Source organism: Plantactinospora siamensis (assembly GCF_042434095.1).
GTDB lineage: Bacteria > Actinomycetota > Actinomycetes > Mycobacteriales > Micromonosporaceae > KBS50.
Map to the genome: position 1 here is coordinate 366,117 of NZ_JBHLUE010000017.1, position 22,078 is coordinate 388,194.

Sequence of the window (22,078 nt, forward strand, 5' to 3'; positions counted from 1 at the left end):
CTCCGCCGTGCGTCCCCCACACGCGCGCGCCGCCCGCGGCGCCGCGCCGCGCCGTCCGCGATCATTATGCCAGTCGATGTAACGGACGGGTAAAGATCGACGGATGACTTTTCCTGGTCCACTGGAACGCGTCCACGGGATCCCGGTCGAACGGATCATCATGCGGACCATTGCATGAAGTTGCGATCTGGGAGCGCAATCGGTAACCTGAACTGCATAGTCATGCGGAGGTGGTTATGGGTATCGGGATCGCTGTGGCGGGCGCCAGTGGCTACGCGGGTGGCGAGCTGCTCCGGCTGATCGCCGGGCACCCCGACCTCGACCTGGTGGCGGCCACCGCGCGCAGCGCCGCGGGTGCGCCCGTCTCCGCCGTACACCCGCAGCTTACCGGCCTGGACCTGGCGTTCCGGCCGACCGAGCCGGCGGCGCTGACCGGCGCGGACCTGGTCTTCCTGGCGCTGCCGCACGGCGAGTCCGCCGCGCTGGCCGCGGCCCTGCCGGCCGCCACCCGGGTGGTGGACCTGGGCGCCGACCACCGGCTGACCGACCCGGCGGCCTGGGAACGCTACTACGGCGGCCCCCATGCCGGCGCCTGGACCTACGGCCTGCCCGAGCTGCCCGGCCAGCGGGCCCGGATCGCCGCGGCCGACCGGGTGGCCGCGACCGGTTGCTACGCGGCCGCCACCATCCTGGCGCTGGCCCCGTTGATCGCCGCCGGCACCGTGGCGCCGGACGACGTGGTGGTGGTGGCGGCCTCCGGCACCTCCGGCGCCGGCCGCGCCGCCAAGCCGCACCTGCTGGGCAGTGAGGTGATGGGCGACCTCACGCCGTACAAGGTGGGCGCGCACCAGCACGTACCGGAGATCAAGCAGGCCACCGGCGCCACGTCGCTGTCCTTCACCCCGGTGCTCGCGCCCATGCCGCGCGGCATCCTCGCCACGGTCACCGCCCGCCCGGCCAGGGCCGGCGCCGACCCGCGGGCGGTGCTCGCCGACGCGTACGCGGACAGCCCGCTGGTCCGGGTGCTGCCGGCCGGCGCCTGGCCGCACACCGCCGCCACCCTCGGCTCGGCCGCCTGCCACCTGCAGGCGACCCTGGACGGCGACTCCGGTCGGGTGATCGTGGCCAGTGCCCTGGACAACCTCGGCAAGGGCGCGGCCGGGCAGGCCGTGCAATGCGCCAACCTGATGCTCGGCCTGCCGGAGACGGCCGGCCTGACCCCGTTCGGAGTTGCGCCATGACCGTCACCACCCCCCGCGGTTTCCGCGCGGCCGGCGTGCCGGCCGGGTTGAAGAGCGCGGGCCCGGACGTGGCCGTGGTGGTCAACGACGGGCCGGACGCCACCGCGGCCGGCGTCTTCACCGGCAACCGGGTGAAGGCCGCGCCGGTGCTGTGGACCCAGCAGGTCGTCCGCGGCGGCGTGCTGCGGGCCGTGGTGCTCAACTCCGGCGGGGCGAACGCCTGCACCGGACCGGCCGGCTTCCACGACACGCACACCACGGCCGAGTACGCGGCCGGCGCGCTGAGCAGCCGCAACCCGCGGCTGCTGATCGGCGCCGGGGAGGTGGCGGTCTGCTCCACCGGCCTCATCGGGGAGCGCCTGCCGATGCCCCGCCTGCTGCCGGGGGTCCGGGCCGCCGTCCGCGGCCTGTCCCGGGACGGCGGCGCCGCGGCGGCCGAAGCCATCATGACCACCGACACCCGGCCGAAGACCACCGTGGCCACCGGGACCGGCTGGACCGTGGGCGGGATGGCCAAGGGCGCCGGGATGCTCGCGCCGGCCCTGGCCACCATGCTCTGCGTGCTCACCACCGACGCGGTGGCCGGCACCGAGGCGCTGGACGAGGCGCTGCGCGCCGGCTGCCGGCTCAGCTTCGACCGGCTCGACTCCGACGGCTGCATGTCCACCAACGACACCGTCCTGCTGCTGGCCAGCGGCGCCTCCGGGATCGAGCCGACTCCGGATGAGCTGACCGCGGCCGTGACCGCGGCCTGCCACGACCTGGCCATGCAGTTGCTGGCCGACGCCGAGGGGGCCACGAAGGAGATCGCCATCGACGTGGCCGGCGCGGCCAGCGAGGACGACGCGGTCGAGGTGGGCCGCGCGGTGGCCCGGAACAACCTGGTGAAGGCCGCGTTCTTCGGCAACGACCCGAACTGGGGGCGGATCCTCGCGGCCGTCGGCACCACGGCCGCGGCCTTCGAGCCGGACGCCGTGGACGTGGGTATCAACGGCGTCTGGGTGTGCCGGTCCGGCGCGGCCGCCGAGGACCGGAGCAAGGTCGACCTCGCCGGCCGGCAGGTCACCGTCCGGATTGACCTGCACGCGGGGCCGGCCGAGGCCACCATCTGGACCACCGACCTGTCGCACGCGTACGTCCACGAGAACTCGGCCTACTCGACATGAGCGCAAGGAACGCAGCGAAGCGGAGTCCCGAAGCGGAGTCCCGCAGTCGTGAACGGAAGGCAAGCTCGGTGAGTGGGTTGACGCTGTCCCGGGACCTGGCGACCGCGCAGGCCAAGGCCAGCACGCTGATCGAGGCGCTGCCCTGGCTGGCCCGGTTCGCCGGCGCCACCGTGGTGGTGAAATACGGCGGCAACGCCATGGTCGACGACCAGCTGCGGCGGGCCTTCGCGGCCGACATGGTCTTCCTCCGGTACGCCGGGCTGCGGCCCGTGGTGGTGCACGGCGGCGGGCCGCAGATCTCGGCCATGCTGGGCCGGCTCGGCATCGCCAGCGAGTTCCGCGGCGGGTTGCGGGTCACCTCGGCCGAGGCCATGGACGTGGTCCGGATGGTGCTGGTCGGCCAGGTCGGCCGGGAGCTGGTCGGGCTCATCAACGCGTACGGGCCGTTCGCGGTGGGACTGTCCGGCGAGGACGCCGGGCTGTTCACCGCCGAGCGCCGGCCCGGGTACGTGGACGGTCGGCCGGTGGACGTGGGCCTGGTCGGGGACGTGGCCTCGGTCGACCCGGCCGCGGTGACCGACCTGATCGCGGCGGGGCGGATCCCGGTGGTCTCCACGGTGGCCCCGGACGCGGCCGGGGTGCTGCACAACCTGAACGCCGACACCGCGGCCGCCGCGCTGGCCGTGGCGTTGGACGCCCGCAAGCTGGTCGTGCTCACCGACGTGCCGGGCCTGTACGCCGACTGGCCGGACACCGGCAGCCTGGTCTCGGAGATCACCGCGGACAGGCTGGCCCGGCTGCTGCCCGAGCTGGAATCCGGCATGGTCCCCAAGATGGAGGCCTGCCTGCGGGCCGTCCGCGGCGGCGTACCGGCCGCGCACGTGGTGGACGGCCGGGTGGCGCACTCGACGCTGCTGGAGGTCTTCACCTCGGAGGGCTTCGGCACCATGGTCGTCCCGGACCCGGAAGGCGAGGAGCTGTCGTGAGCGAGCTGTTGGACCGGTGGCGGACCGCCATGATGGACAACTACGGCACCCCGCCGCTCGCGCTGGTCTCCGGCGCCGGCGCCGTCGTGGTCGACGAGGCCGGTCGGGAGTACGTCGACCTGCTCGGCGGGATCGCGGTGAACGCGCTCGGCCACGCCCACCCGGCGGTGGTGGCCGCGGTGTCCAGGCAGGTGGCCACGCTCGGGCACGTCTCCAACCTGTACGCCGCCGAGCCGCCGGTGGCGCTCGCCGAGCTGTTGCTGGCGCTGGCCGGCCGGCCCGGCCGGGTGTTCTTCGCCAACTCCGGCGCCGAGGCCAACGAGGCGGCGTTCAAGCTGTCCCGGCGCACCGGCCGGACCCACGTGGTCGCCGCCATCGGGGGCTTCCACGGCCGGACCATGGGCGCCCTGGCCCTGACCGGCCAGCCCGGCAAGGCGGACCCGTTCCGGCCGCTGCCGGGCGAGGTCACCCACGTCCCGTACGGCGACGCCGCCGCGCTGGCCGCGGCCGTCGACACGGGCACGGCCATGGTGATCCTGGAGCCGATCCAGGGTGAGAACGGGGTGGTGACGCCGCCGCCGGGCTACCTCGGCGCGGCCCGCGAGATCACCGCGCGGGCCGGCGCGCTGCTCGCCCTCGACGAGGTGCAGACCGGGATCGGCCGGACCGGCCACTGGTTTGCCCACCAGGCCGAGGCGGTGGAGCCGGACCTGGTCACCCTGGCCAAGGGCCTCGGCGGCGGGCTGCCGATCGGCGCCTGCCTGGCCTTCGGCGCGGCGGCCGGGCTGCTCGGCCCGGGCAGCCACGGCAGCACCTTCGGCGGCAACCCGGTCAGCTGCGCCGCGGCGCTCGCGGTGATCTCGACGATCGCCAACGAGGGACTGCTGGACCATGTCAAGCGGGTGGGGGAGCGGATCCGGTCGGGCGTCGAGGCGCTCGGCCACCCGCTGGTGGCGCAGGTGCGCGGGGCCGGGCTGCTGCTCGGGATCGTGCTGACCGCGCCGGCCGCCGCGGCGGTCGCCGGCGCGCTGCGCGAGGCCGGGTTCCTGGTCAACCCGGTGCAGCCGGACGTGCTCCGGCTGGCGCCACCGCTGATCCTCAGCACCGGCCAGGCCGACGCCTTCCTGGCCGCTCTGCCCGGCGTCCTCGACGTGATCGGAGTTCCGGCGTGATCCGACATCTCCTGGCCGACGACGACCCCGGCGTCCTCGACGTGATCGGAGTTCCGGCGTGATCCGGCACTTCCTGGCCGACGACGACCTCAGCGCGACCGAGCAGGCGGCCGTGCTGGACCTGGCGGCCCGGATGAAGGCCGGCCGGTTCGGCCACCGCCCGCTGGCCGGTCCCCGTGCGGTGGCCGTGCTGTTCGACAAGCAGAGCCTGCGGACCCGGGTCTCCTTCGACGTGGGCATCGCCGAGCTGGGCGGGCACCCCCTGGTGGTGGACGCCCAGGGCACCCACTTCGGCCGGGGCGAGGCGCTGGCCGACGCCGGCCGGGTGCTCTCCCGGTACGTGGCCGCGATCGTGCTGCGGACGTACGGCGACGACCGGATCGCCGAGGTCGCCCAGGGGGCCACCGTGCCGGTGGTGAACGCGCTCACCGACGGGTTCCACCCGTGTCAGCTGCTGGCCGACCTGCTCACCGTGCGGGAGCGGCTCGGCGGCACGGCCGGCCGCACCCTCACGTACCTGGGGGACGGGGCGAACAACATGGCGCACTCCTACCTGCTGGCCGGCGCGCTGGCCGGGATGCACGTCCGGGTGGCCGGCCCGGCCGCGTTCCAACCCGATCCCGCGGTGCTGGCCCGGGCCACGGCGATCGCGGCCGGCACCGGCGGCTCGGTGCGGGCGCTCACCGATCCGGCCGCGGCGGCGCAGGACGCCGACGTGCTGGCCACCGACGCCTGGACCTCGATGGGGCAGGAGGGCGACGGCCTGGACCGGCGCACCCCGTTCCGGCCCTACCAGGTGAACAAGGAGCTGCTCGACCTGGCCGCCCCGGACGCCATCGTGCTGCACTGCCTGCCCGCGCACCGGGGCGAGGAGATCACCGACGACGTGCTCGACGGGCCGCGCAGCGCGGTCTTCGACCAGGCGGAGAACCGGCTGCACGCCCAGAAGGCGCTGCTGACCTTCCTGCTGAAAGCATCCACTCCATGACCACGCCACTGACCCGCGCGGCCCGGCACGGGCGCATCATCGACATCATCCGGGACCAGCCGGTCCGGTCGCAGACCGAGCTGGCCGACCTGCTGGCCCGGGACGGCGTGCAGGTCACCCAGGCCACCCTCTCCCGCGACCTGGAGGAGCTGGGCGCGGTCAAGGCGCGCGGCGGTGACGGGCCGGCCGTGTACGTGATCCCGGAGGACGGGCACCGGCCGCTGCGCGACGCGGAGGCCGCCCCGGCCCGGCTCATCCGGCTGCTGCGCGAGCTGCTCAACGGCGTCGATGCCAGCGGCAACATCGCCGTGCTGCGCACCCCGCCGGGCGCCGCGCACTACCTCGCCAGCGCGGTCGACCGGGCGGGTCTGCCCGAGGTCGTCGGCACCATCGCCGGCGACGACACGATCCTCGTGGTGGCCCGCGAACCCGACGGCGGAGCGGCGCTGGGCGACAAGCTCGCCGGGTGGGCCCGCCGGGACGACAGCATCGAAGGGAGCACCGCGCCATGACGCGGCGATTCGTGCCCACCCACTCCGGGGGTTCGACACCTCGGCCGCTCCGGATGGCGCCCGCCCGGGACGCCCGGATGGCGCCCGCCCGGGACGCCCGGATGGCGCCCGCCCGGGACGCCCGGATGGCGCCCGCCCGGGACGCCCGGTTGGGCGGCCCCGAACAGTGACCCCCAGAATGAGCGGCGTGGACGACAAGAGCCTGACCGAGAACAGCGCCGCCACCAATCGCACCAGCCTGTGGGGCGGCCGATTCGCCGGGGGCCCCTCCGAGGCCCTCGCGCGGCTGTCGGTGAGTGTCCAGTTCGACTGGCGGCTCGCGCCGTACGACCTGGCGGCCTCCCGGGCGCACGCCCGGGTCCTCGCCGGCGCCGGCCTGCTCGACCCGGACGAGTTGGGCCGGATGCTGGCGGCGCTGGACGACCTGGAGGCCGCCTGCGCCTCGGGGGCGTTCCGGCCCACCGTGGACGACGAGGATGTGCACACGGCGCTGGAGCGCGGCCTGCTGGAACGGCTGGGCGCGCTCGGCGGCAAGCTGCGCGCCGGCCGGTCCCGCAACGACCAGGTGGCCACCGACCTGCGGCTCTACCTTCGCGACCACGCCCGCGGCGTGGCGGCGCGGCTGGTCGAGCTGGCCGACGCGCTGGTCGACCAGGCCGGCGCGCACACCGACACCCCGGCGCCCGGGATGACGCACGTGCAGCACGCCCAGCCGGTCACATTCGGGCACTGGCTGCTGGCGCACGTGCAGCCGCTGCTGCGGGACCTGGACCGGCTCCGCGACTGGGACGCCCGGACCGCGGTGAGCCCGCTCGGCGCGGGCGCCCTGGCCGGCTCGGGCCTGCCGCTGGATCCGGTCGCGGTGTCCAAGGAGCTGGGCTTCACCACGTCCTTCGCCAACTCGATGGACGCGGTGGCCGACCGGGACTTCGTGGCCGAGTTCCTGTTCATCACGGCGCTGATCGGGGTGCACCTGTCCCGGCTGGGCGAGGAGGTGGTGCTCTGGACGTCGCACGAGTTCGGCTGGGTCGAGCTGGACGACGCGTTCGCCACCGGCTCGTCGATCATGCCGCAGAAGAAGAACGCCGACATCGCCGAGCTGGCCCGCGGCAAGTCCGGCCGGCTGGTCGGTGGGCTCATGGCGGTGCTCACCATGCTCAAGGGACTGCCGCTCAGCTACGACCGGGACATGCAGGAGGACAAGGAGCCGGCGTTCGACGCCGTGGACACCCTGGAGCTGCTGCTGCCGGCGCTGGCCGGCATGGTGGCCACCATGACGGTCCGGGTGGACCGCCTCGTGGCGGCCGCACCGGTGGGCTTCTCCCTGGCCACCGAGGTGGCCGACTGGCTGGTCCGGCGGGGCGTGCCGTTCCGTGAGGCGCACGAGATCACCGGCCGGCTGGTGGCGCTGTGCGCGGCCCGGGAGTGCGCCCTGCACGAGGTGTCCGACGACGACCTGCGGACGATCAGCGAACACCTCGACCCGGGGGTACGGGACGTGCTCTCGGTCCGTTCCGCGCTGGCGGCCCGGACCACGCCCGGCTCGACCGGTCCCGGTCCGGTTGCCGACCAGTTGGCCGCCGCCGCCGAACAACTGCGCGCCTGGCGCGAATGGGCGGCGCGCACCGTCGTGCCCCGCTGACGGAGGTGGAAGGAAGGGCCCCTTCTTATCGTTTTCTGTATAGGAAGGGTTCCCTCCTAACCGACGCCCCGGATGCGCCGGCCGGCGCCGTTCGGGCGGGCCTGGTGGGGCTTGTCCGCGCGATAATCGCGGGGAGTCCGGCATCGGCTCCGCGCGGCGTCCGGCCTGCCATATGGTCGCGTCATGTGGGCCATCCCTCGGGCCGGCGCGCTGCTGAACACCGCGGTGCTGCTGGTCTTCCCGGCCATCGGAGCCGCCCGGCCGGCGCCGGCCGCGGCCGCCGTCGTACCGGGTGCGGCCGTCGGCGTACCGGGTGCGGCCGTCGGCGTACCGGGTGCGGCCGCAGCCGTGCCGGGTGCGGTCGCCCGGTGTCCGGAGCCGAGCCCGGGGATCGCCCGGACCCCGCGCCCGACGCCGCCGCCGGGCCGGTCCGGCGACCGCGAGGTTGGCGGAGCGGCGCTGGCCACCTCCGGGCTGGCCGCCCCCACCGACGCCGCCGCGCCGCCGGCGGTCACCGCGACCTCCTGGGTGGTGGCCGACCTCGACACCGGCGCCGTGCTGGGCGGCTGCGACCCGCACCAGTACTCGCCGCCCGCCAGCGTGCAGAAGCTGCTGCTGCTGGAGACGGTGCTGCCCAAGGTGGACCCGAACGCGGTCGTGCAGGTGATGCCGGAGGACATGAACTTCGAGCCCGGCAGCTCGGCCATGGGACTGATCGAGGGCGGCCGGTACCGGGTGGAGACGCTGCTGCTGGGCCTGCTGCTCAACTCGGGCAACGACGCCGCCAACGTGCTGGCCCGGATCGGCGGCGGCCCGGCCGGCCTGCCGGGAACCATCGCGGCCATGAACGCGGAGGCCAAGCGGCTGGGCGCGTACCAGACGCACGCCGTGACCCCGTCCGGCCTGGACGGGGACGGCCAGTTCACCAGCGCATACGACCTCGCGCTGATCGCCCGCGCCGACTTCGCGCGGGCCGACTTCCGCCGGTACGTGGGCACCCGCACCGCGCAGGTGCCGCCGGAACCGCCGCGCGACCCGAAGGGATACCAGATCACCAACGACAACCAGCTGCTGTGGCACTATCCGGGCGCGCTCGGCGGCAAGACCGGCTTCACGGACGTGGCCCGGCACACCTTCATGGGCGCCGCGGAGCGGAACGGGCGCCGGCTCGTGGTGACGCTGGTCGGCGCCGAGGCCGCCCCGCAGCGCGGCTGGCAGCAGGGGGCGGCCCTGCTCGACTGGGGCTTCGGGCTGCCGCCCGGCGACCGGGTTGGTGAGCTGGTGCCGGCCGCGAACCCGACCCCGAGCCCCACGGGCAGCACCCCGGCGGCGGCCGACGGCGCCCACGCCGAGGCGGCCCGGGCCGGGGTGCTGGGCCGGCCCGGACCCACCCTGGCGATGGCGGTGGCGCTTGCTGTGCTGGTGGCCGTCGGGCTGACCGTGTTCGCCCTGCGCCGCCGCGCCACCCGCTGAACGCTCGCCGGGCCGCTACGTCTCGCCGTCGAGCCGTCCCGCACCGGACCGGTCGGGGGCGCGTCGACCGCGCTTCGTCGTGATAGCTTGCGATCTCGCCGCTCGGCGGCGATCCACGGCGAACGACAGGGCAGGGCCTCGAACGTTGTCTCGCAGCATTCTGGTCATCGGCGGAACGCGCTTCCTCGGTCGCGCCATCGTGGACGCCGCCCTGGCCGCCGGGCACCGGCTCACGCTGTTCAACCGGGGTCTGACCAACCCGGACCTGTACCCGACGGTGGAGACCATCCGCGGGGACCGGGACAAAGACCTGTCGGCGCTGGCAGATCGGACCTGGGACGCGGTGATCGACGTCGCGGCGTACCAGCCATCATCCGTCCGAAGCACCGTCTCCGCGCTGGCCGGCCGGGTCGGCCGGTACGTCCTGGTCTCGACCATTTCGGTGTACGCGGACCATGACACGACCGCCGGCCAGCTCGAAGAGGCCGCCACCCTGGAGCTGACCGAGCACACCGATCCGGCGGACCTGTACGGCGCCGGCAAGGCCGCCTGCGAACGCGTCGTCCTCGACGCGTTCGGCGACCGGGCCTTCCTGCCCCGGCCGGGGCTCATCGTCGGCCCGAACGATCCCACCGACCGGTTCACGTACTGGCCGCGGCGGCTCGCCCGACCCGGCCGGGTGCTGGTCCCCGGCGATCCGGCGGACCCGGTCCAGTACGTCGACGTGCGCGACCTCGCCGCGTTCGTGGTCGGTGGGGACGACCTGTCCGGTGCGTACAACGTGACCGGTCCGTCGATGACCATGGGCGAGCTGCTGCGCGCGTGCGGGGGCGGCGACCTGGTGTGGGTGCCGACCGAGTGGCTGCTCGCGGCCGGCGTCGACCCGTGGATGGGCGTGCCGCTGTGGGTGGCCGCGCCCGGCTGGGCGGCCGCCAACCGGGTCGACGTGAGCCGCGCGCTGCGGGCCGGGCTGACCCTCCGGCCGCTGGCCGACACTGTCCGCGACGCCACCACCACCGCCGAGCCGATGTTCACCGCTGACCAGGAACGCCACCTGTTCGCCGCCTACCTGTCCTGACCGCGCCCCTTCCGGTGTCGATCATGGAGTTGTGGTGGGCGATTCGGGATGCTTCGGGGCCTTCGCGGGGCACCGCAACTCCATGATCGACGCAACGGTCGGCCGCGCGTAGGATCCCGCGGCATGACGCGGTCCGACGCCCCCGTACCGGCCGAACCCGGCGCGCAGCCCGAGCCGGCCGCCGCGATACCCGGCCAGGCCGCGCCGGCGGACCGCGAGGCCGTGTCCGGCGAGCCCGTGGCAGTGTCCGCGGACCGCGAGGCCGCGCCCGCGGAGCCCGAGGTCGCGTCCGTGGACCGCGAGGCCGTGTCCGGGGAGCCCGAGGCCGTATCCGGGGGACCCGAGGCCGCCCTGGGGAGGGCGGGCGCGGATCGGGCCGGAGGCACGTCGCCGACGCGCTCGCGGCGCTGGCCGCGCCGGCTGGCCCGGGCCGCGCTCGCGGCGGTGGCGGCCGTCCTGGTCCTCGCCCTGGTGGCCGGCGGCCTCGTGCTCTGGTCCATCCGGCGGGCGCTTCCGGAGTACGACGGCACCCTGCGGCTGCCCGGCCTCGGCGCGCCGGTGACGGTGCTGCGCGACGAGCACGGCATTCCGCAGCTCTACGCGCACACGGCCGAGGATCTGTTCCGGGCGCAGGGGTACGCGCACGCCCAGGAACGGTTCTGGGAGATGGACTTCCGCCGCCACGTCACGGCGGGCCGGCTGGCCGAGCTGTTCGGACCGTCCCAGGTGGAGACCGACCGGTACGTCCGCACGATGGGCTGGCGCCGGGTGGCCGAGCGGGAGTGGTCGCTGATCGCCCCGGACAGCCGCCGGTACCTGAGCGCGTACGCCGACGGCGTCAACGCGTACCTGGTGAATCAGGGCGTGCTGGCGAACCCGGCGGCGGCCGACGGCCCGGCACGGGGGTCGGTGAGCCTGGAGTACACGCTGCAGGGACTGCTCAACCGGGGACACCGGATCGAGCGGTGGGATCCGGTGGACAGCCTGGCCTGGCTCAAGGCCATGGCATGGGACCTGCGCGGCAACATGTCGAGCGAGCTGGACCGGGCCACGCTGCTGAGCCAGGGCCTGACCGTCGCAGAGATCGACCAGCTCTACCCGGCGTACCCGTACGACCGGAACCGGCCGATCGTGGCGGCGGCGGCATCCGGAAGCGGCGGCCGGGGCGGCGGTGACCCGGCCGTCGGCGATTACCCGGCCGTCGGCGGGGAGCCGGCCGGCGGCGGGTCGACTGCCGGCGGGGCAGCGTTCGGCCGCCCGGGGCGGGCGACCGCCCCGGCGCCGGACCGGGGTCCCGCCCCGGCGGTGGCCGGGGAGCTCGCCGCGGCCCGGCCGGCGCTCGCGGCGGCGCGTGACCTTGCCGCGGCGCTGCCGCACCTGCTCGGGCCCGAGGGCGAGGGGATCGGCTCGAACTCGTTCGTCCTCGCCGGCTCGCGCACCAGCACCGGCGCGCCGATCCTGGCCAACGACCCGCACCTCGGGCCGTCCCTGCCGGGCATCTGGATGCAGCTCGGCCTGCACTGCGACTGCGGCTACTCGGCCACCGGGTACACCTTCTCCGGCCTGCCCGGCGTGGTGATCGGGCACAATGACCGGCTGGCCTGGGGCTTCACCAACCTCGATCCGGACGTCACGGACCTCTACCTGGAACGCCTGAACGGCGACCGGTACCAGGTGGATGGCGCCTGGCGGCCGCTGCGGACCCGGACCGAGACCATCGAGGTGGCCGGCGGTGACCCGGTGCGGTTCACGGTCCGGGAGACCGGGCACGGCCCGCTGCTCTCCGACGCGTCCGAGCCGCTTCGGCGGATCGCCGCCGTCACCCGGGCCGGACCGGCGGACGGCGTGGCGCTGCGCTGGACGGCGCTGGACCCCGGCCACACCATGGACGCGCTCTTCGCGATCAACCAGGCCACCGACCCGGTCGCGCTGCGCCGCGCGGCCGCGCTGTTCGAGGTGCCGGCGCAGAACATCGTGTACGCCACGGTGGACGGCCACATCGGCTACCAGGCCCCGGGCCGGATCCCGATCCGCGGCGCCGGCGACGGCCGCTGGCCCGCCCCCGGTTGGGATTCCCGGTACGACTGGCGCGGCTTCATCCCCTTCGCCGAGCTGCCGTCGGTGAGCGACCCGGCCGAGGGCGCCATCGTGACGGCCAACCAGGCCGTGGTCGGTCCCGGCTATCCGCGGCTGCTCACCACCGACTGGACCGCCGGCTACCGGTCCCAGCGGATCAACGACCTGCTCGCGGCGGCCCCGACACACTCGGTCGACGACGTGGCGCGGATCCAGTTCGACAACCTCAACCCGGTGGCCGCCGACCTGGTGCCGGAACTGCTCGCGGCCCCGCTCGACGGGAAGGCCGTCGCGGCCCGGGACCTGCTGCGCGGCTGGGACCTCCAACAGCCGGCCACCGGGCCGGAGGGTTCGGATCAGGCCCGCTCGTCCGCCGCGGCCGCGTACTTCAACGCGGTGTGGCGGCACCTGCTGCTGCGCACCTTCGACGAGCTGCCGGCCGGGTCGGCGCCGGACGGTGGCGAGCGGTGGTTCTCCGTGGTCACCGGCCTCGGCCCGCACTCGCCGTGGTGGGACGACCGGTCGACCCCCGCCGTCGAGGACCGCACGGCGATGCTCACGGCCGCGCTCCGGGACGGGTACGCCGAGCTGGCCGGCCGGCTCGGCGACCGGCCCGCGGCGTGGCGGTGGGGCGACCTGCACACGCTCATCCTGCGGAACGCCTCGTACGGCAGCTCCGGCATCGGGCCGGTGGAGTGGCTGTTCAACACCGGCCCGTACCGCACCTCCGGCGGCAAGGGCGTGGTCAACGCCACCGGCTGGAACGCCGGGCAGGGCTACCAGGTGAACTGGGTGCCGTCGATGCGCATGATCGTCGACCTGGGCGACCTGGACCGGTCCCGGTGGATCAACCTCACCGGGGTGTCCGGGCACGCCTTCGCGGGGCACTACACCGACCAGACGCGGCTGTGGCGGACCGGCGCCACCCTGCCGATGCGCTGGAGCCGGGGCGCCGTCGAGGACGCGACCCGGCACCGGCAGACGTACGCGCCATGATTAGCTGAACCGGTGTCCGAAGCTCAACTGACCGATCTCGCCAGCCTGCTCGCCGGTCCGGTCGAGCCGGCCGCGCGTGGGCTGCTGGGCGCCCGGCTGAGCGCGGGCGGGGTCACGGTCCGGCTCACCGAGGTCGAGGCGTACGCCGGCTCGGGCGGCGATCCCGCCTCGCACGCCCACCGGGGGCCCACCGCCCGTAACCGGATCATGTTCGGCCCGTCCGGGCACGCGTACCTCTATTTCACCTACGGCATGCACTGGTGCATGAACGTGGTGACCGGGCCGGACGGCGAGGCGTCCGCGGTGCTGCTGCGGGCCGGCGAGGTGGTCGACGGGCTGGCCGCGGCCCGGGCCCGCCGCCCGGCCGTACGCCGGGACGTCGACCTGGCTCGCGGGCCGGCCCGGCTGTGCTCGGCGCTGGGCCTGGACGGCGCGGCGTACGGCGCGTACCTGCTGGACGGCGGCCCGGTGCGGCTGGAACCGCCGGCCGAGCCGGTCGACCCGGCGGCGGTCAGCGCCGGACCGCGGGTGGGGGTGACCGGCGCGCACGACGTGCCGTGGCGGTTCTGGCTCACCGGGGACCCGACGGTCAGCGCCTACCGCCGGCACGTCCCCCGGCGTCGCTGACCATCATGGCCGCGATCTCACCTGAGCAGGTCGAGGAATTCCGCGCAGCGGGCGGGATCCCAGCGGGCTTCCGGCGGTCATCCGGGTGACGCTACCGTGGCCGATTTGCGTTCGAGGGCACTCGAACTCCTAGCGTGGACCACCGGACAGGCGCCGCGAACGGCGGCGCCGGATGGGGGAGCAGCAGATGCGTACCGTCGCACTCGGCAGCCAGGGCCTGCGGGTTTCCGCGCAGGGGCTCGGCTGCATGGGCATGAGCCAGTCGTACGGGCCGGCCGACGAGACCTCGTCGGTCGCCACCCTGCACCGGGCGCTGGACCTCGGCGTCACCCTCTTCGACACGGCGAACGTCTACGGCGACGCCGGCAGCGCCGGGTTCGGGGCGAACGAGCGGCTGCTCGGCTCCGCCCTGCGCGGCCGGTGGGACCGGGTGGTGCTGGCCACCAAGTTCGGCATCCAGGGCATCGTCCGGGAGAACGGCCGGACCGGCTTCCGGCTCGGCGCCGACCCGGCGTACGTCCGGCAGGCCTGCGACGAGTCGCTGGCCCGGCTGGGCACCGACCACATCGACCTGTACTACCTGCACCGGGTCGATCCGGCCACGCCGGTCGAGGAGACCGTGGCCGCGATGGCGGAGCTGGTGGCGGCCGGCAAGGTGCGCTACCTGGGGTTGTCCGAGGTCGACGCCGACCAGTTGGCGCGGGCGCACGCCGTGCACCCGATCACCGCGGTGCAGAGCGAGTGGTCGCTGTGGACCCGGGGGATCGAGGAGTCGGTGGTGCCGGCGGCCCGCCGGCTGGGCGTGGGACTCGTGCCGTTCTCGCCGCTCGGTCGCGGCTTCCTGACCGGCGCGGTGACCGCCGGCCAGGAGTTCGCGGCCGACGACTTCCGCCGGACCAACCCGCGGTTCGCCGACGAGGCGCTGGCCGCGAACCAGCGCCTGGTGGACGTGGTACGCGCCATCGCGGACGAGCGGGGCGTGCTGCCCGGTCAGGTGGCGCTGGCCTGGGTGCACGCCCAGGGCGAGGACGTGGTGCCGATCCCCGGCACCAAGCGGGTCCAGTATCTGGAACAGAACGTGGCGGCCGCCGACCTGCGGCTGACCGCCGACGACCTGGCCCGGCTCGACGAACTTGCTGGTCAGACTGTCGGCGGCCGCTACTAGCGGCCCGCAGAATCCAACTTCGGGCGACCCTGGGCCCAGTGCTGCGCGCCCTTTGCTCTGCTGCCCTTCGCGCACCGGCAATTGTCCGATTATCGGACACGACGTGGGGCGTGGGGGTCAGCAGAGCAAAGGCGTCGCGGCGGGTCCTCGCGGTCGGGACGGGAAGGGCGCGGGCGGCCGATCAGTCGGGCGCGACGAGCCGCCCGACTGATCGGATCAAGGCCTGACCAGGACGTTTCCGGTCCCGCGACCTAGCGATCCCGGTACCGATCGCCAGGTCACCCCGGCTGGGCGGCGGAGCCTTCCGGCCTAACCGGCCCCACCGCTCGTTCCGGCAGTTGGGACGGAGGCTCAGCAGGCCGCGCGGCCGACCTCAGCGGTCCGGCTCAGTCGTGCTCGCCCTTCGCCGGGGAGGACATCGTGTTGCCCCAGGCGGCGCGGGCGCCGGACTCGCCGACCCGGTAGACCTGCACGAGGTTGGCCACCGCGATCACCAGGGCGAGCACCGCGACCACCGCGGCCACGGCCCGGGACGGGCCGGCGGGCGTGCCGGCGAGCCCGGCCGGTCGGGTGGCCGTCGCGACTCGACCCGCCGGCGCATCCGGGTCGGCCACCCCGTCGGGCTCACCGGCGCCGGCCGCACCGGGCGCGCCCCGCGACGCGCCGCCACCGGGTCGTGCCACCGGGTCGGCGCCCAGCGCCGGGCGCCCGCGCCAACCCAGCCAGGCGAGGGCCAGCGCCGCCAGCAGCAGCGGCAGGGCGAAATAGAGCAGCTGGTCGCCCAGCTCGGCGTGCCGGCCGGGGTCACCGACGTGGGCCTCCAGGGTCTCCCCGCTGTCCGTGGCCACCGGGATGAGCACGGTGGCCACCAGCGTGATCGCGGCCACCAGGACCCCGTACCGGTGCCGCCACGCCGGCCGGACCGCCAGGGCGATCACGCCCAGCGCGCCGAGCGGCAGCAGCACGACCACGGCGTGTACGACGAGCGGGTGCAGCGGCAACCCGTTGACGGTCTCGGGCATGGCGTCCTCCTCGGGCGCGGTGAAAATTCCGGATCCACCCTGACCGGCGTTTCTTGCCCGATTCTTGGCGTTCTTACCCCTGGCGCTCAGCCGGCCGGAAAGACCAGCGTGAATGTGGCACCCTGCCCCGGCGCACCGCTGATCCGCACCGATCCGCCGTGCGCCTCCGCCACGTGCCGGACCAGGGCCAGCCCCAGCCCGAACCGGCGGCCGGCGCCGTCCGTGCCGTGCGCGAACCGCGCGAAGAGCCGCTCGGTGTCGGTCGGATCCAGGCCCACCCCGTCGTCCGCCACGGTCGCGGACACCGAGCGGCCGTCTCCGGTGACACGGACGTCCACCTGCCCGCCGGGCCCGACATGGCCGACCGCGTTGTCGACCAGAGCGAGCAGCGCCCGTCGCAGCGCCGGCTCCGCGCCGCGCACGATCAGGCCCTCGCCGGCCACCTCGAGCGACAACCGGACATCCCGTTCCCGGGCGTACGCGGTGGCGCTGTCCACCACCCCGCCGGCGACCACGGCCAGGTCCACCGGCCGGCCGGTCTCGCGGTGCTGCTCGACCTCGGCCGAGACGAGCAGGTCGGTGACCACCTCGCCGAGCGCCCGGGTGTCCGCCACCAGCTCGTCGAGCTGCCCGGCCAGCGGTTCGGCGGGCCGCTCGCGGGCGCGCCGGGCGACCAGCTGGACCCGCGTCTGCAGGACGGTGAGCGGGGTGCGCAGCTCGTGCGACGCGTCGGCCACGAACCGGCGCTGCTCGGCCAGGGCCAGCGCCAGCGGGGCCACGGCGCGCCGGGACAGCAGCACGGCCACCGCCACCGCGCCGCCGACGCCGGCGATCTCCGCCAGCAGCAGCGCGGCCAGCAGCCCGCCGCGCTGCCGGTGCACCGGGCGCAGGTCGGCCGCCGCGGCCCAGCGGGTCCCGTCGGGCCGGCCGGCCACCAGGATCCGCAGCGGAACCCCGCCGGCGACGGTGGTGAACCGGCGGGGTTCCGCGCGTACCGCCGAATCCAGGACCGCGGCGACGGCCGCCGGGGCCCGCGGCGTGGTCTGCACGCGGCCGGTCGGCCCCCGCCGGGCAAGTAGATCCCCCGGCGGCGGGTCGTCCACGTCCTCCGCGGCGGCCACCACCTGGCCGAGCTGGCGGTCCACGGCCCGGGACTGGGCCCGCACGGTGATCGCGAACATCGCGGCCCCGACGAGCAGCACCAGCAGCCCGACGGCCACGGCGGTCTGGATGACGCTGCGCCGGCGCGCGCGGCGCAGCAGCGGTTCGTCCACCGGCCGCCTACACCGCGCCCAGCCGGTAGCCCAGGCCGCGCACCGTGCGGATCGCGTCCCGGCCGAGCTTCCGGCGCAGATGATGGACGTACGCGTCGACGGTGCCGTCCGCGTCGGCCGCGTCGAAGACGTCCCGGAGCAGCTCGGCGCGGGTGAACACCTTTCCGGGCCGGGCCGCCAGGGTGTGCAGCAGCGCGAACTCGCGCTGGGACAGCTGGATCTCGGCGCCGCCGCCCAGCACCTGCCGGTTCGGCACGTCCAGCCGCAGGCCGCCGACCGCCAGCAAGTCCGCCGCGTCGGTGTGTCGGCGCAGCAGGGCCCGCAGCCGGGCCAGCAGCTCGACGATCTCGAACGGCTTGGTGAGGTAGTCCTCCGCGCCGGCGTCGAGCCCCGCGACCCGGTCCAGCACCGAGGCACGCGCGGTGAGCACCAGGATCGGGCAGGTCACCCCGTGCCGGCGGAGCCGGCCGATGAGGTCGAGCCCGTCCACCGCCGGCAACCCGCGGTCCACGACCATGATCTGGTACGCCTGGGTGAGCCCCCGGTGCAGGCCGGTGTGCCCGTCGAGCGCCAGGTCGACGTCGTACCCTTCCTCGTCGAGCAGCCCCGCGAGCAGGTCGGCCAGCGAACGGTCGTCCTCCACGAGCAGCAACCGCGGCCGTACGCTCTCCACCGGCCCAGTATCCACGGGCCCCGTCACCGCGCCGTTCCGGCGGGCCGTTTGCGCGGGCGGGGATTCGCTGTCGGCCCGGCTGGGCAATGGCTGGCTGACGGACGGCGTACCGCGGCACAACGTGGTGGTTAAGGAGACAAAGCGGTGCAGACCTGGATGCAGCTGGCGCTGGTCGGCGTGCTGGTGATCGTCAACGCCGCCTTCGCCGGCAGCGAGATGGCGCTGGTCTCGCTGCGGGACAGCCAGCTCCAGCGGCTGGAGCGGCTCAGCCGGTCCGGCCGGGTGCTCGCCCGGCTGGCCAAGGATCCGAACCGGTTCCTCGCCACCATCCAGATCGGCATCACGCTCGCCGGCTTCCTGGCCTCGGCGGCCGCCGCCGTGTCGCTGGCGAAGCCGCTGGTCCCGCTCCTGGGCATGCTCGGCGAGGCCGCCCAGCCGGCCGCCGTGGTGATCGTGACGCTGATGCTCACCTTCGCCACCCTGGTCTTCGGCGAGCTGGCCCCGAAGCGGATCGCCATGCAGCGCGCCGAGGGCTGGGCCCTGGTGGTGGCCCGCCCGCTCGACCTGCTGGCCACGCTCTCCCGGCCGGCCGTCTGGACGCTGGGCAAGACCACCGACCTGGTGGTCCGGCTGGCCGGCGTCGACCCGAAGCCGCAGCGCGACGAGATCAGCCCGGACGAGCTGCGGGAAATCGTCACCGGGCACCACGGCCTGACCGTCGAGCAGCAGACCATCATCGCGGGCGCCGTGGAGATCGCCGAGCGGCAGCTGCGGGCCGTGCTGGTGCCCCGGCTGGAGGTGTTCTGCCTGGACAGCGGCACCTCGGCGGAGGCCGCCCGGATCGTCCTGGCCGCCTCCGGCAACTCCCGCGCCCCGGTGGTCCGGCACGGCATGCTCGACGACACCGTCGGGGTGGTGCACCTGCGCGACCTGGTGGGGGTGCCGGACGACCGGCCCATCGACGACTACTCCCGGCCGCCGCTGCTGCTGCCGGACTCCCTGCCGGTGGTCCAGGCGCTGCGCCGGTTCAAGTCCGAGCGGCAGCACATCGCGCTGGTGGTGGACGAGCGCGGGGCCGTCGACGGCATCGTGACCCTGGAGGACGTCCTCGAGGAGATCGTCGGCGAGATCTACGACGAGAACGACCGGGACGTGCGCGGCGTACGTACCGAGGTCGACGGCGCCATGCTGCTGCCCGGCACGTTCCCGATCCACGACCTGCCGGACATCGGGGTGGCCCTGCCGACCCGACCCGCCGGCGACTACACCACGATCGCCGGGCTCATCCTGGCGGTGCTCGGCCGGATCCCCACCGAGTCCGGGGAGACGGTGACCATCGACGGCTGGGTCCTGGAGGTCGCGGCCGTGGCCCACCACGCGATCACCCGGGTGCGGCTGCGCGCGGGCGAGCGGTCGGCCACGGAGTCGGCCGCCGGCCAGGAGGCCGCGGAACCCGACGACGCGGCGCTGAACCCGGCCGGCTCGTGAGCCGCCGTGGCTGACCGATTCCGGTCCGCCGGTGTGGCCGAGCCGGTGCCGCTCAGCCCAGCTGGTCCGGGTTGGGCACGTTCTGCAGCCGTACCTGGCCGCGGGCGACCAGCCGATCCCGCTCGTCGGTGATCTCGACCTGCCACAGCTGCTGGGTCCGGCCCCGGTGCACGGGCGTGGCCACCGCGGTCAGCTCGCCGTCCCGGACGGCCCGCAGGAAGTCCGTCTGGTTGTTCACCCCGACCACCCCGCCGCGGTCGCCGAACCAGAGGGCCGCGCCCACGCTGGCGGCCGTCTCCACCACCGACGCGTGCACCCCGCCGTGCAGGATGCCGTACGGCTGGTGCAGCTCCGGCCGGACCCGCCAGCGGATCACCACCCGGTCGGGCGTGGTCTCGGTGAGTTCCAGCCCCAGCAGCGCGACGAAGCCACCGGTCATCTCGGGCATCTCCATACCGGCCTCCCTGGGCCTCGTTGCTGATCTTCCGCCGGCCAGCCTAGGGCCGGCGGCCGGTGGCCCCGGAAACCGGGTACGGGCCGACGGTGGGGATGGGGGAGAATGCCGTCCGTGACCGACAGCAGCCTTTCGTCGCCCGCCGGCCCCGCCGGCGGCGACCTCCTGGACGACCTCCGGTGGCGGGGTCTGATCAACGACTCCACCGGCCTCGACGAGCTCGGCGAGCTGCTGGCCGCCGGCCCGGTCAGCTTCTACGTGGGCTTCGACCCGACCGCGGCGAGCCTGCACGTCGGTCACCTCGTCCAGGTGCTCACGGCGCGGCGGCTCCAGCTGGCCGGACACCGGCCGGTGCTGCTGGTCGGCGGCGCCACCGGGCAGATCGGCGATCCGCGCGAGAGCGCGGAACGGACGTTGAACGCGCCGGAGGTGGTGGCCGGCTGGGTGGACCGGATCCGTGAGCAGCTCTCGCCCTTCGTCTCGTACGCCGGTGACAACGCCGCGCGCCTGGTGAACAACCTGGACTGGACCGGCCCGATGTCGGCGGTGGACTTCCTGCGCGATGTCGGCAAGCACTTCCCGGTCAACAAGATGCTGGCCCGCGAGGTGGTCCGGGCCCGGCTGGAGAGCGGGATCAGCTTCACCGAGTTCAGCTACCAGCTCATCCAGGCCAACGACTTCTTCGAGCTGCACCGCCGCGAGGGGGTCGCGCTGCAGTTCGGCGGCTCCGACCAGTGGGGCAACATCACGGCCGGGGTGGACTACGTACGGCGCCGGGGGGCCGGGCCGGTGCAGGCCTTCGTCACGCCGCTGGTCACCAAGTCCGACGGCACCAAGTTCGGCAAGAGCGAGGGCGGCAGCGTCTGGCTCGACCCCTCCATGACCAGCCCGTACGCCTTCTACCAGTTCTGGCTCAACACCGACGACGGCGATGTCGGGCGCTACCTGCGGTACTTCAGCTTCAGGTCCCGGGAGGAGCTGGAGGAGCTGGAGAAGGCCACCGCCGAGCGGCCGGCCGCCCGGCTCGCCCAGCGGGCGCTGGCCGAGGAGCTGACGGCGCTCGTGCACGGGGAGCGGCAGCTGCGCGAGGCGGTGGCGGCCAGCCAGGCCCTGTTCGGGCGGGGATCGCTGGACGAGCTGTCCGCGGAGACGCTGCGGGCCGCCCTGGCCGAGGCGGGTCTGGTACGACTGGCCGAGCTTCCCCCGGTGGCGGCGCTGTTCCGGGACGCGGGGCTGGTGAAGAGCCTCGGCGAGGCTCGCCGGGCGATCGCCGAGGGCGGCGCGTACGTCAACAACGAGCGGGTGGCCGACGCGGAGGCCACGGTGCCGCCGGAGGCGTTGCTGCACGGCCGGTTCCTCGTGCTGCGCCGGGGCAAGCGCACCTTCGCGGGCGTCGAGCTGGCCGCGCCGGCGCAGAGCCGAGTGTGACGCGGGACGCGGTCCGGGGATTTGACGTTCGATCTTCGGGCCGCGTAACTTTCTCTCTGCCCGCGGGCATGGGACGAACCGGTACGAAGTGCCGGTAGGTCCGGTTCCGGCGGGTGGGAATGGTCCCGGGTTGGGGTGGCTGTGTGGCTCCGGTTCGGACGTCCGGGTGGTTGCCCGTCGGGTCTGCCGCAAGGCGGATTTGGTGGTGCGGGATCGGCCGGGTAAGGTTTCCAGTCGGCAGGGTGCCGGGCGAGCGTGTGGAGTGATCCGCGAGCGGCCGGTTCTGCCGGAATCCTCGTCGGAGTGTGGTGGTTCGCCGCCGCCTGCGTCGGGGGTGCTGGATCGGGACGAACGTGATGAGCCGGGACACACCGGTTTGACGCGGAAGTAGAGGTCCGGTAAGGTAGTACGAGTGCCCGACGGAGACGGCGGGTGCGAAGCGGAAGGATCGCCCCGGTGGGCGGCCGGTTCGGGACGGGCCGGTTGTTCTCGGTGTGTGGTTGTTCTTTGAGAACTCAACAGGGTGTTTGATAAGCCAGTGCCAATTCAATGGTTTGATTGTTTTGGCGACCTCGTTAATGGGGTTTGCTGGGACTGCTTTTCAAGGTTTTTGTTGG

General features: G+C 74.5%; 19 protein-coding genes. 15 read left to right on the forward strand and 4 right to left on the reverse strand.

Annotation, left to right across the window (positions count from 1 at the left end; genetic code table 11):
* Positions 1-236: 236 nt before the first annotated feature.
* The 13 genes from argC to ACFFHU_RS22240 all read left to right on the forward strand — a co-directional run bounded on the left by argC (position 237) and on the right by ACFFHU_RS22240 (position 15,122).
* Positions 237-1,241, forward strand: a complete 1,005-nt coding sequence (gene argC, locus ACFFHU_RS22180; protein ID WP_377341819.1) for an N-acetyl-gamma-glutamyl-phosphate reductase — start codon at positions 237-239, stop codon at positions 1,239-1,241.
* Positions 1,238-2,407: a bifunctional glutamate N-acetyltransferase/amino-acid acetyltransferase ArgJ gene (gene argJ / locus ACFFHU_RS22185; protein ID WP_377341820.1), complete on the forward strand. Its 1,170-nt coding sequence runs from the start codon at positions 1,238-1,240 to the stop codon at positions 2,405-2,407. Before argC ends, argJ begins: the two co-directional genes overlap by 4 nt.
* 77 nt (positions 2,408-2,484) lie before the next feature.
* Complete coding sequence (gene argB, locus ACFFHU_RS22190; protein ID WP_377341879.1) at positions 2,485-3,393, forward strand: acetylglutamate kinase; 909 nt, start codon at positions 2,485-2,487, stop codon at positions 3,391-3,393.
* On the forward strand, positions 3,390-4,565 hold the full coding sequence (locus ACFFHU_RS22195) for an acetylornithine transaminase (RefSeq protein ID WP_377341821.1): 1,176 nt from the start codon (positions 3,390-3,392) through the stop codon (positions 4,563-4,565). The genes argB and ACFFHU_RS22195 overlap by 4 nt, the downstream gene beginning before the upstream one ends.
* Before the next feature lie 58 nt (positions 4,566-4,623).
* Complete coding sequence (argF, locus tag ACFFHU_RS22200; protein WP_377341823.1) at positions 4,624-5,553, forward strand: ornithine carbamoyltransferase; 930 nt, start codon at positions 4,624-4,626, stop codon at positions 5,551-5,553.
* The gene (locus tag ACFFHU_RS22205) at positions 5,550-6,065 is read left to right on the forward strand and encodes an arginine repressor (RefSeq protein WP_377341824.1); all 516 of its coding nucleotides are present in this window, start codon (positions 5,550-5,552) and stop codon (positions 6,063-6,065) included. The genes argF and ACFFHU_RS22205 overlap by 4 nt, the downstream gene beginning before the upstream one ends.
* Positions 6,062-6,235 carry a hypothetical protein gene (locus ACFFHU_RS22210; protein WP_377341825.1) on the forward strand — a complete coding sequence of 58 codons (174 nt, stop codon included), beginning with the start codon at positions 6,062-6,064 and terminating at the stop codon, positions 6,233-6,235. Before ACFFHU_RS22205 ends, ACFFHU_RS22210 begins: the two co-directional genes overlap by 4 nt.
* A gap of 8 nt (positions 6,236-6,243) precedes the next feature.
* Complete coding sequence (argH, locus tag ACFFHU_RS22215; RefSeq protein WP_377341826.1) at positions 6,244-7,707, forward strand: argininosuccinate lyase; 1,464 nt, start codon at positions 6,244-6,246, stop codon at positions 7,705-7,707.
* A 183-nt stretch (positions 7,708-7,890) separates the two neighbouring features.
* The gene (locus ACFFHU_RS22220) at positions 7,891-9,180 is read left to right on the forward strand and encodes a D-alanyl-D-alanine carboxypeptidase family protein (RefSeq protein ID WP_377341827.1); all 1,290 of its coding nucleotides are present in this window, start codon (positions 7,891-7,893) and stop codon (positions 9,178-9,180) included.
* Positions 9,181-9,325: 145 nt separating this feature from the next.
* Positions 9,326-10,258, forward strand: a complete 933-nt coding sequence (locus ACFFHU_RS22225) for an NAD-dependent epimerase/dehydratase family protein (protein WP_377341828.1) — start codon at positions 9,326-9,328, stop codon at positions 10,256-10,258.
* A 444-nt stretch (positions 10,259-10,702) separates the two neighbouring features.
* Complete coding sequence (locus ACFFHU_RS22230) at positions 10,703-13,330, forward strand: penicillin acylase family protein (protein WP_377341881.1); 2,628 nt, start codon at positions 10,703-10,705, stop codon at positions 13,328-13,330.
* 12 nt (positions 13,331-13,342) lie between these two features.
* Positions 13,343-13,957 carry a DNA-3-methyladenine glycosylase gene (locus tag ACFFHU_RS22235; protein WP_377341830.1) on the forward strand — a complete coding sequence of 205 codons (615 nt, stop codon included), beginning with the start codon at positions 13,343-13,345 and terminating at the stop codon, positions 13,955-13,957.
* A 187-nt stretch (positions 13,958-14,144) separates the two neighbouring features.
* A complete protein-coding gene (locus tag ACFFHU_RS22240; protein WP_377341832.1) occupies positions 14,145-15,122 on the forward strand; it encodes an aldo/keto reductase in 978 nt (325 codons plus the stop codon).
* Between the two features lie 386 nt (positions 15,123-15,508).
* On the opposite strand, the gene ACFFHU_RS22245 is transcribed toward ACFFHU_RS22240, so the two are convergent.
* The 3 genes from ACFFHU_RS22245 to ACFFHU_RS22255 form a co-directional block, all read right to left on the reverse strand.
* Positions 15,509-16,144, reverse strand: a complete 636-nt coding sequence (locus ACFFHU_RS22245; protein WP_377341834.1) for a DUF2231 domain-containing protein — start codon at positions 16,142-16,144, stop codon at positions 15,509-15,511.
* Between the two features lie 86 nt (positions 16,145-16,230).
* Positions 16,231-17,418, reverse strand: coding sequence for a sensor histidine kinase (locus ACFFHU_RS22250; RefSeq protein WP_377341836.1), 1,188 nt, complete (start codon positions 17,416-17,418; stop codon positions 16,231-16,233).
* A gap of 7 nt (positions 17,419-17,425) precedes the next feature.
* Positions 17,426-18,091 carry a response regulator transcription factor gene (locus ACFFHU_RS22255; RefSeq protein ID WP_377341837.1) on the reverse strand — a complete coding sequence of 222 codons (666 nt, stop codon included), beginning with the start codon at positions 18,089-18,091 and terminating at the stop codon, positions 17,426-17,428.
* Positions 18,092-18,247: 156 nt separating this feature from the next.
* Here ACFFHU_RS22255 and ACFFHU_RS22260 point away from each other — a divergent pair, with 156 nt between their 5' ends.
* Positions 18,248-19,579, forward strand: a complete 1,332-nt coding sequence (locus ACFFHU_RS22260; protein WP_377341882.1) for a hemolysin family protein — start codon at positions 18,248-18,250, stop codon at positions 19,577-19,579.
* A gap of 52 nt (positions 19,580-19,631) precedes the next feature.
* On the opposite strand, the gene ACFFHU_RS22265 is transcribed toward ACFFHU_RS22260, so the two are convergent.
* Complete coding sequence (locus ACFFHU_RS22265; RefSeq protein WP_377341838.1) at positions 19,632-20,033, reverse strand: PaaI family thioesterase; 402 nt, start codon at positions 20,031-20,033, stop codon at positions 19,632-19,634.
* A 105-nt stretch (positions 20,034-20,138) separates the two neighbouring features.
* Between ACFFHU_RS22265 and tyrS the strand changes: the two genes are divergently transcribed.
* Positions 20,139-21,461 carry a tyrosine--tRNA ligase gene (tyrS, locus tag ACFFHU_RS22270; RefSeq protein WP_377341840.1) on the forward strand — a complete coding sequence of 441 codons (1,323 nt, stop codon included), beginning with the start codon at positions 20,139-20,141 and terminating at the stop codon, positions 21,459-21,461.
* Positions 21,462-22,078: the final 617 nt, after the last annotated feature.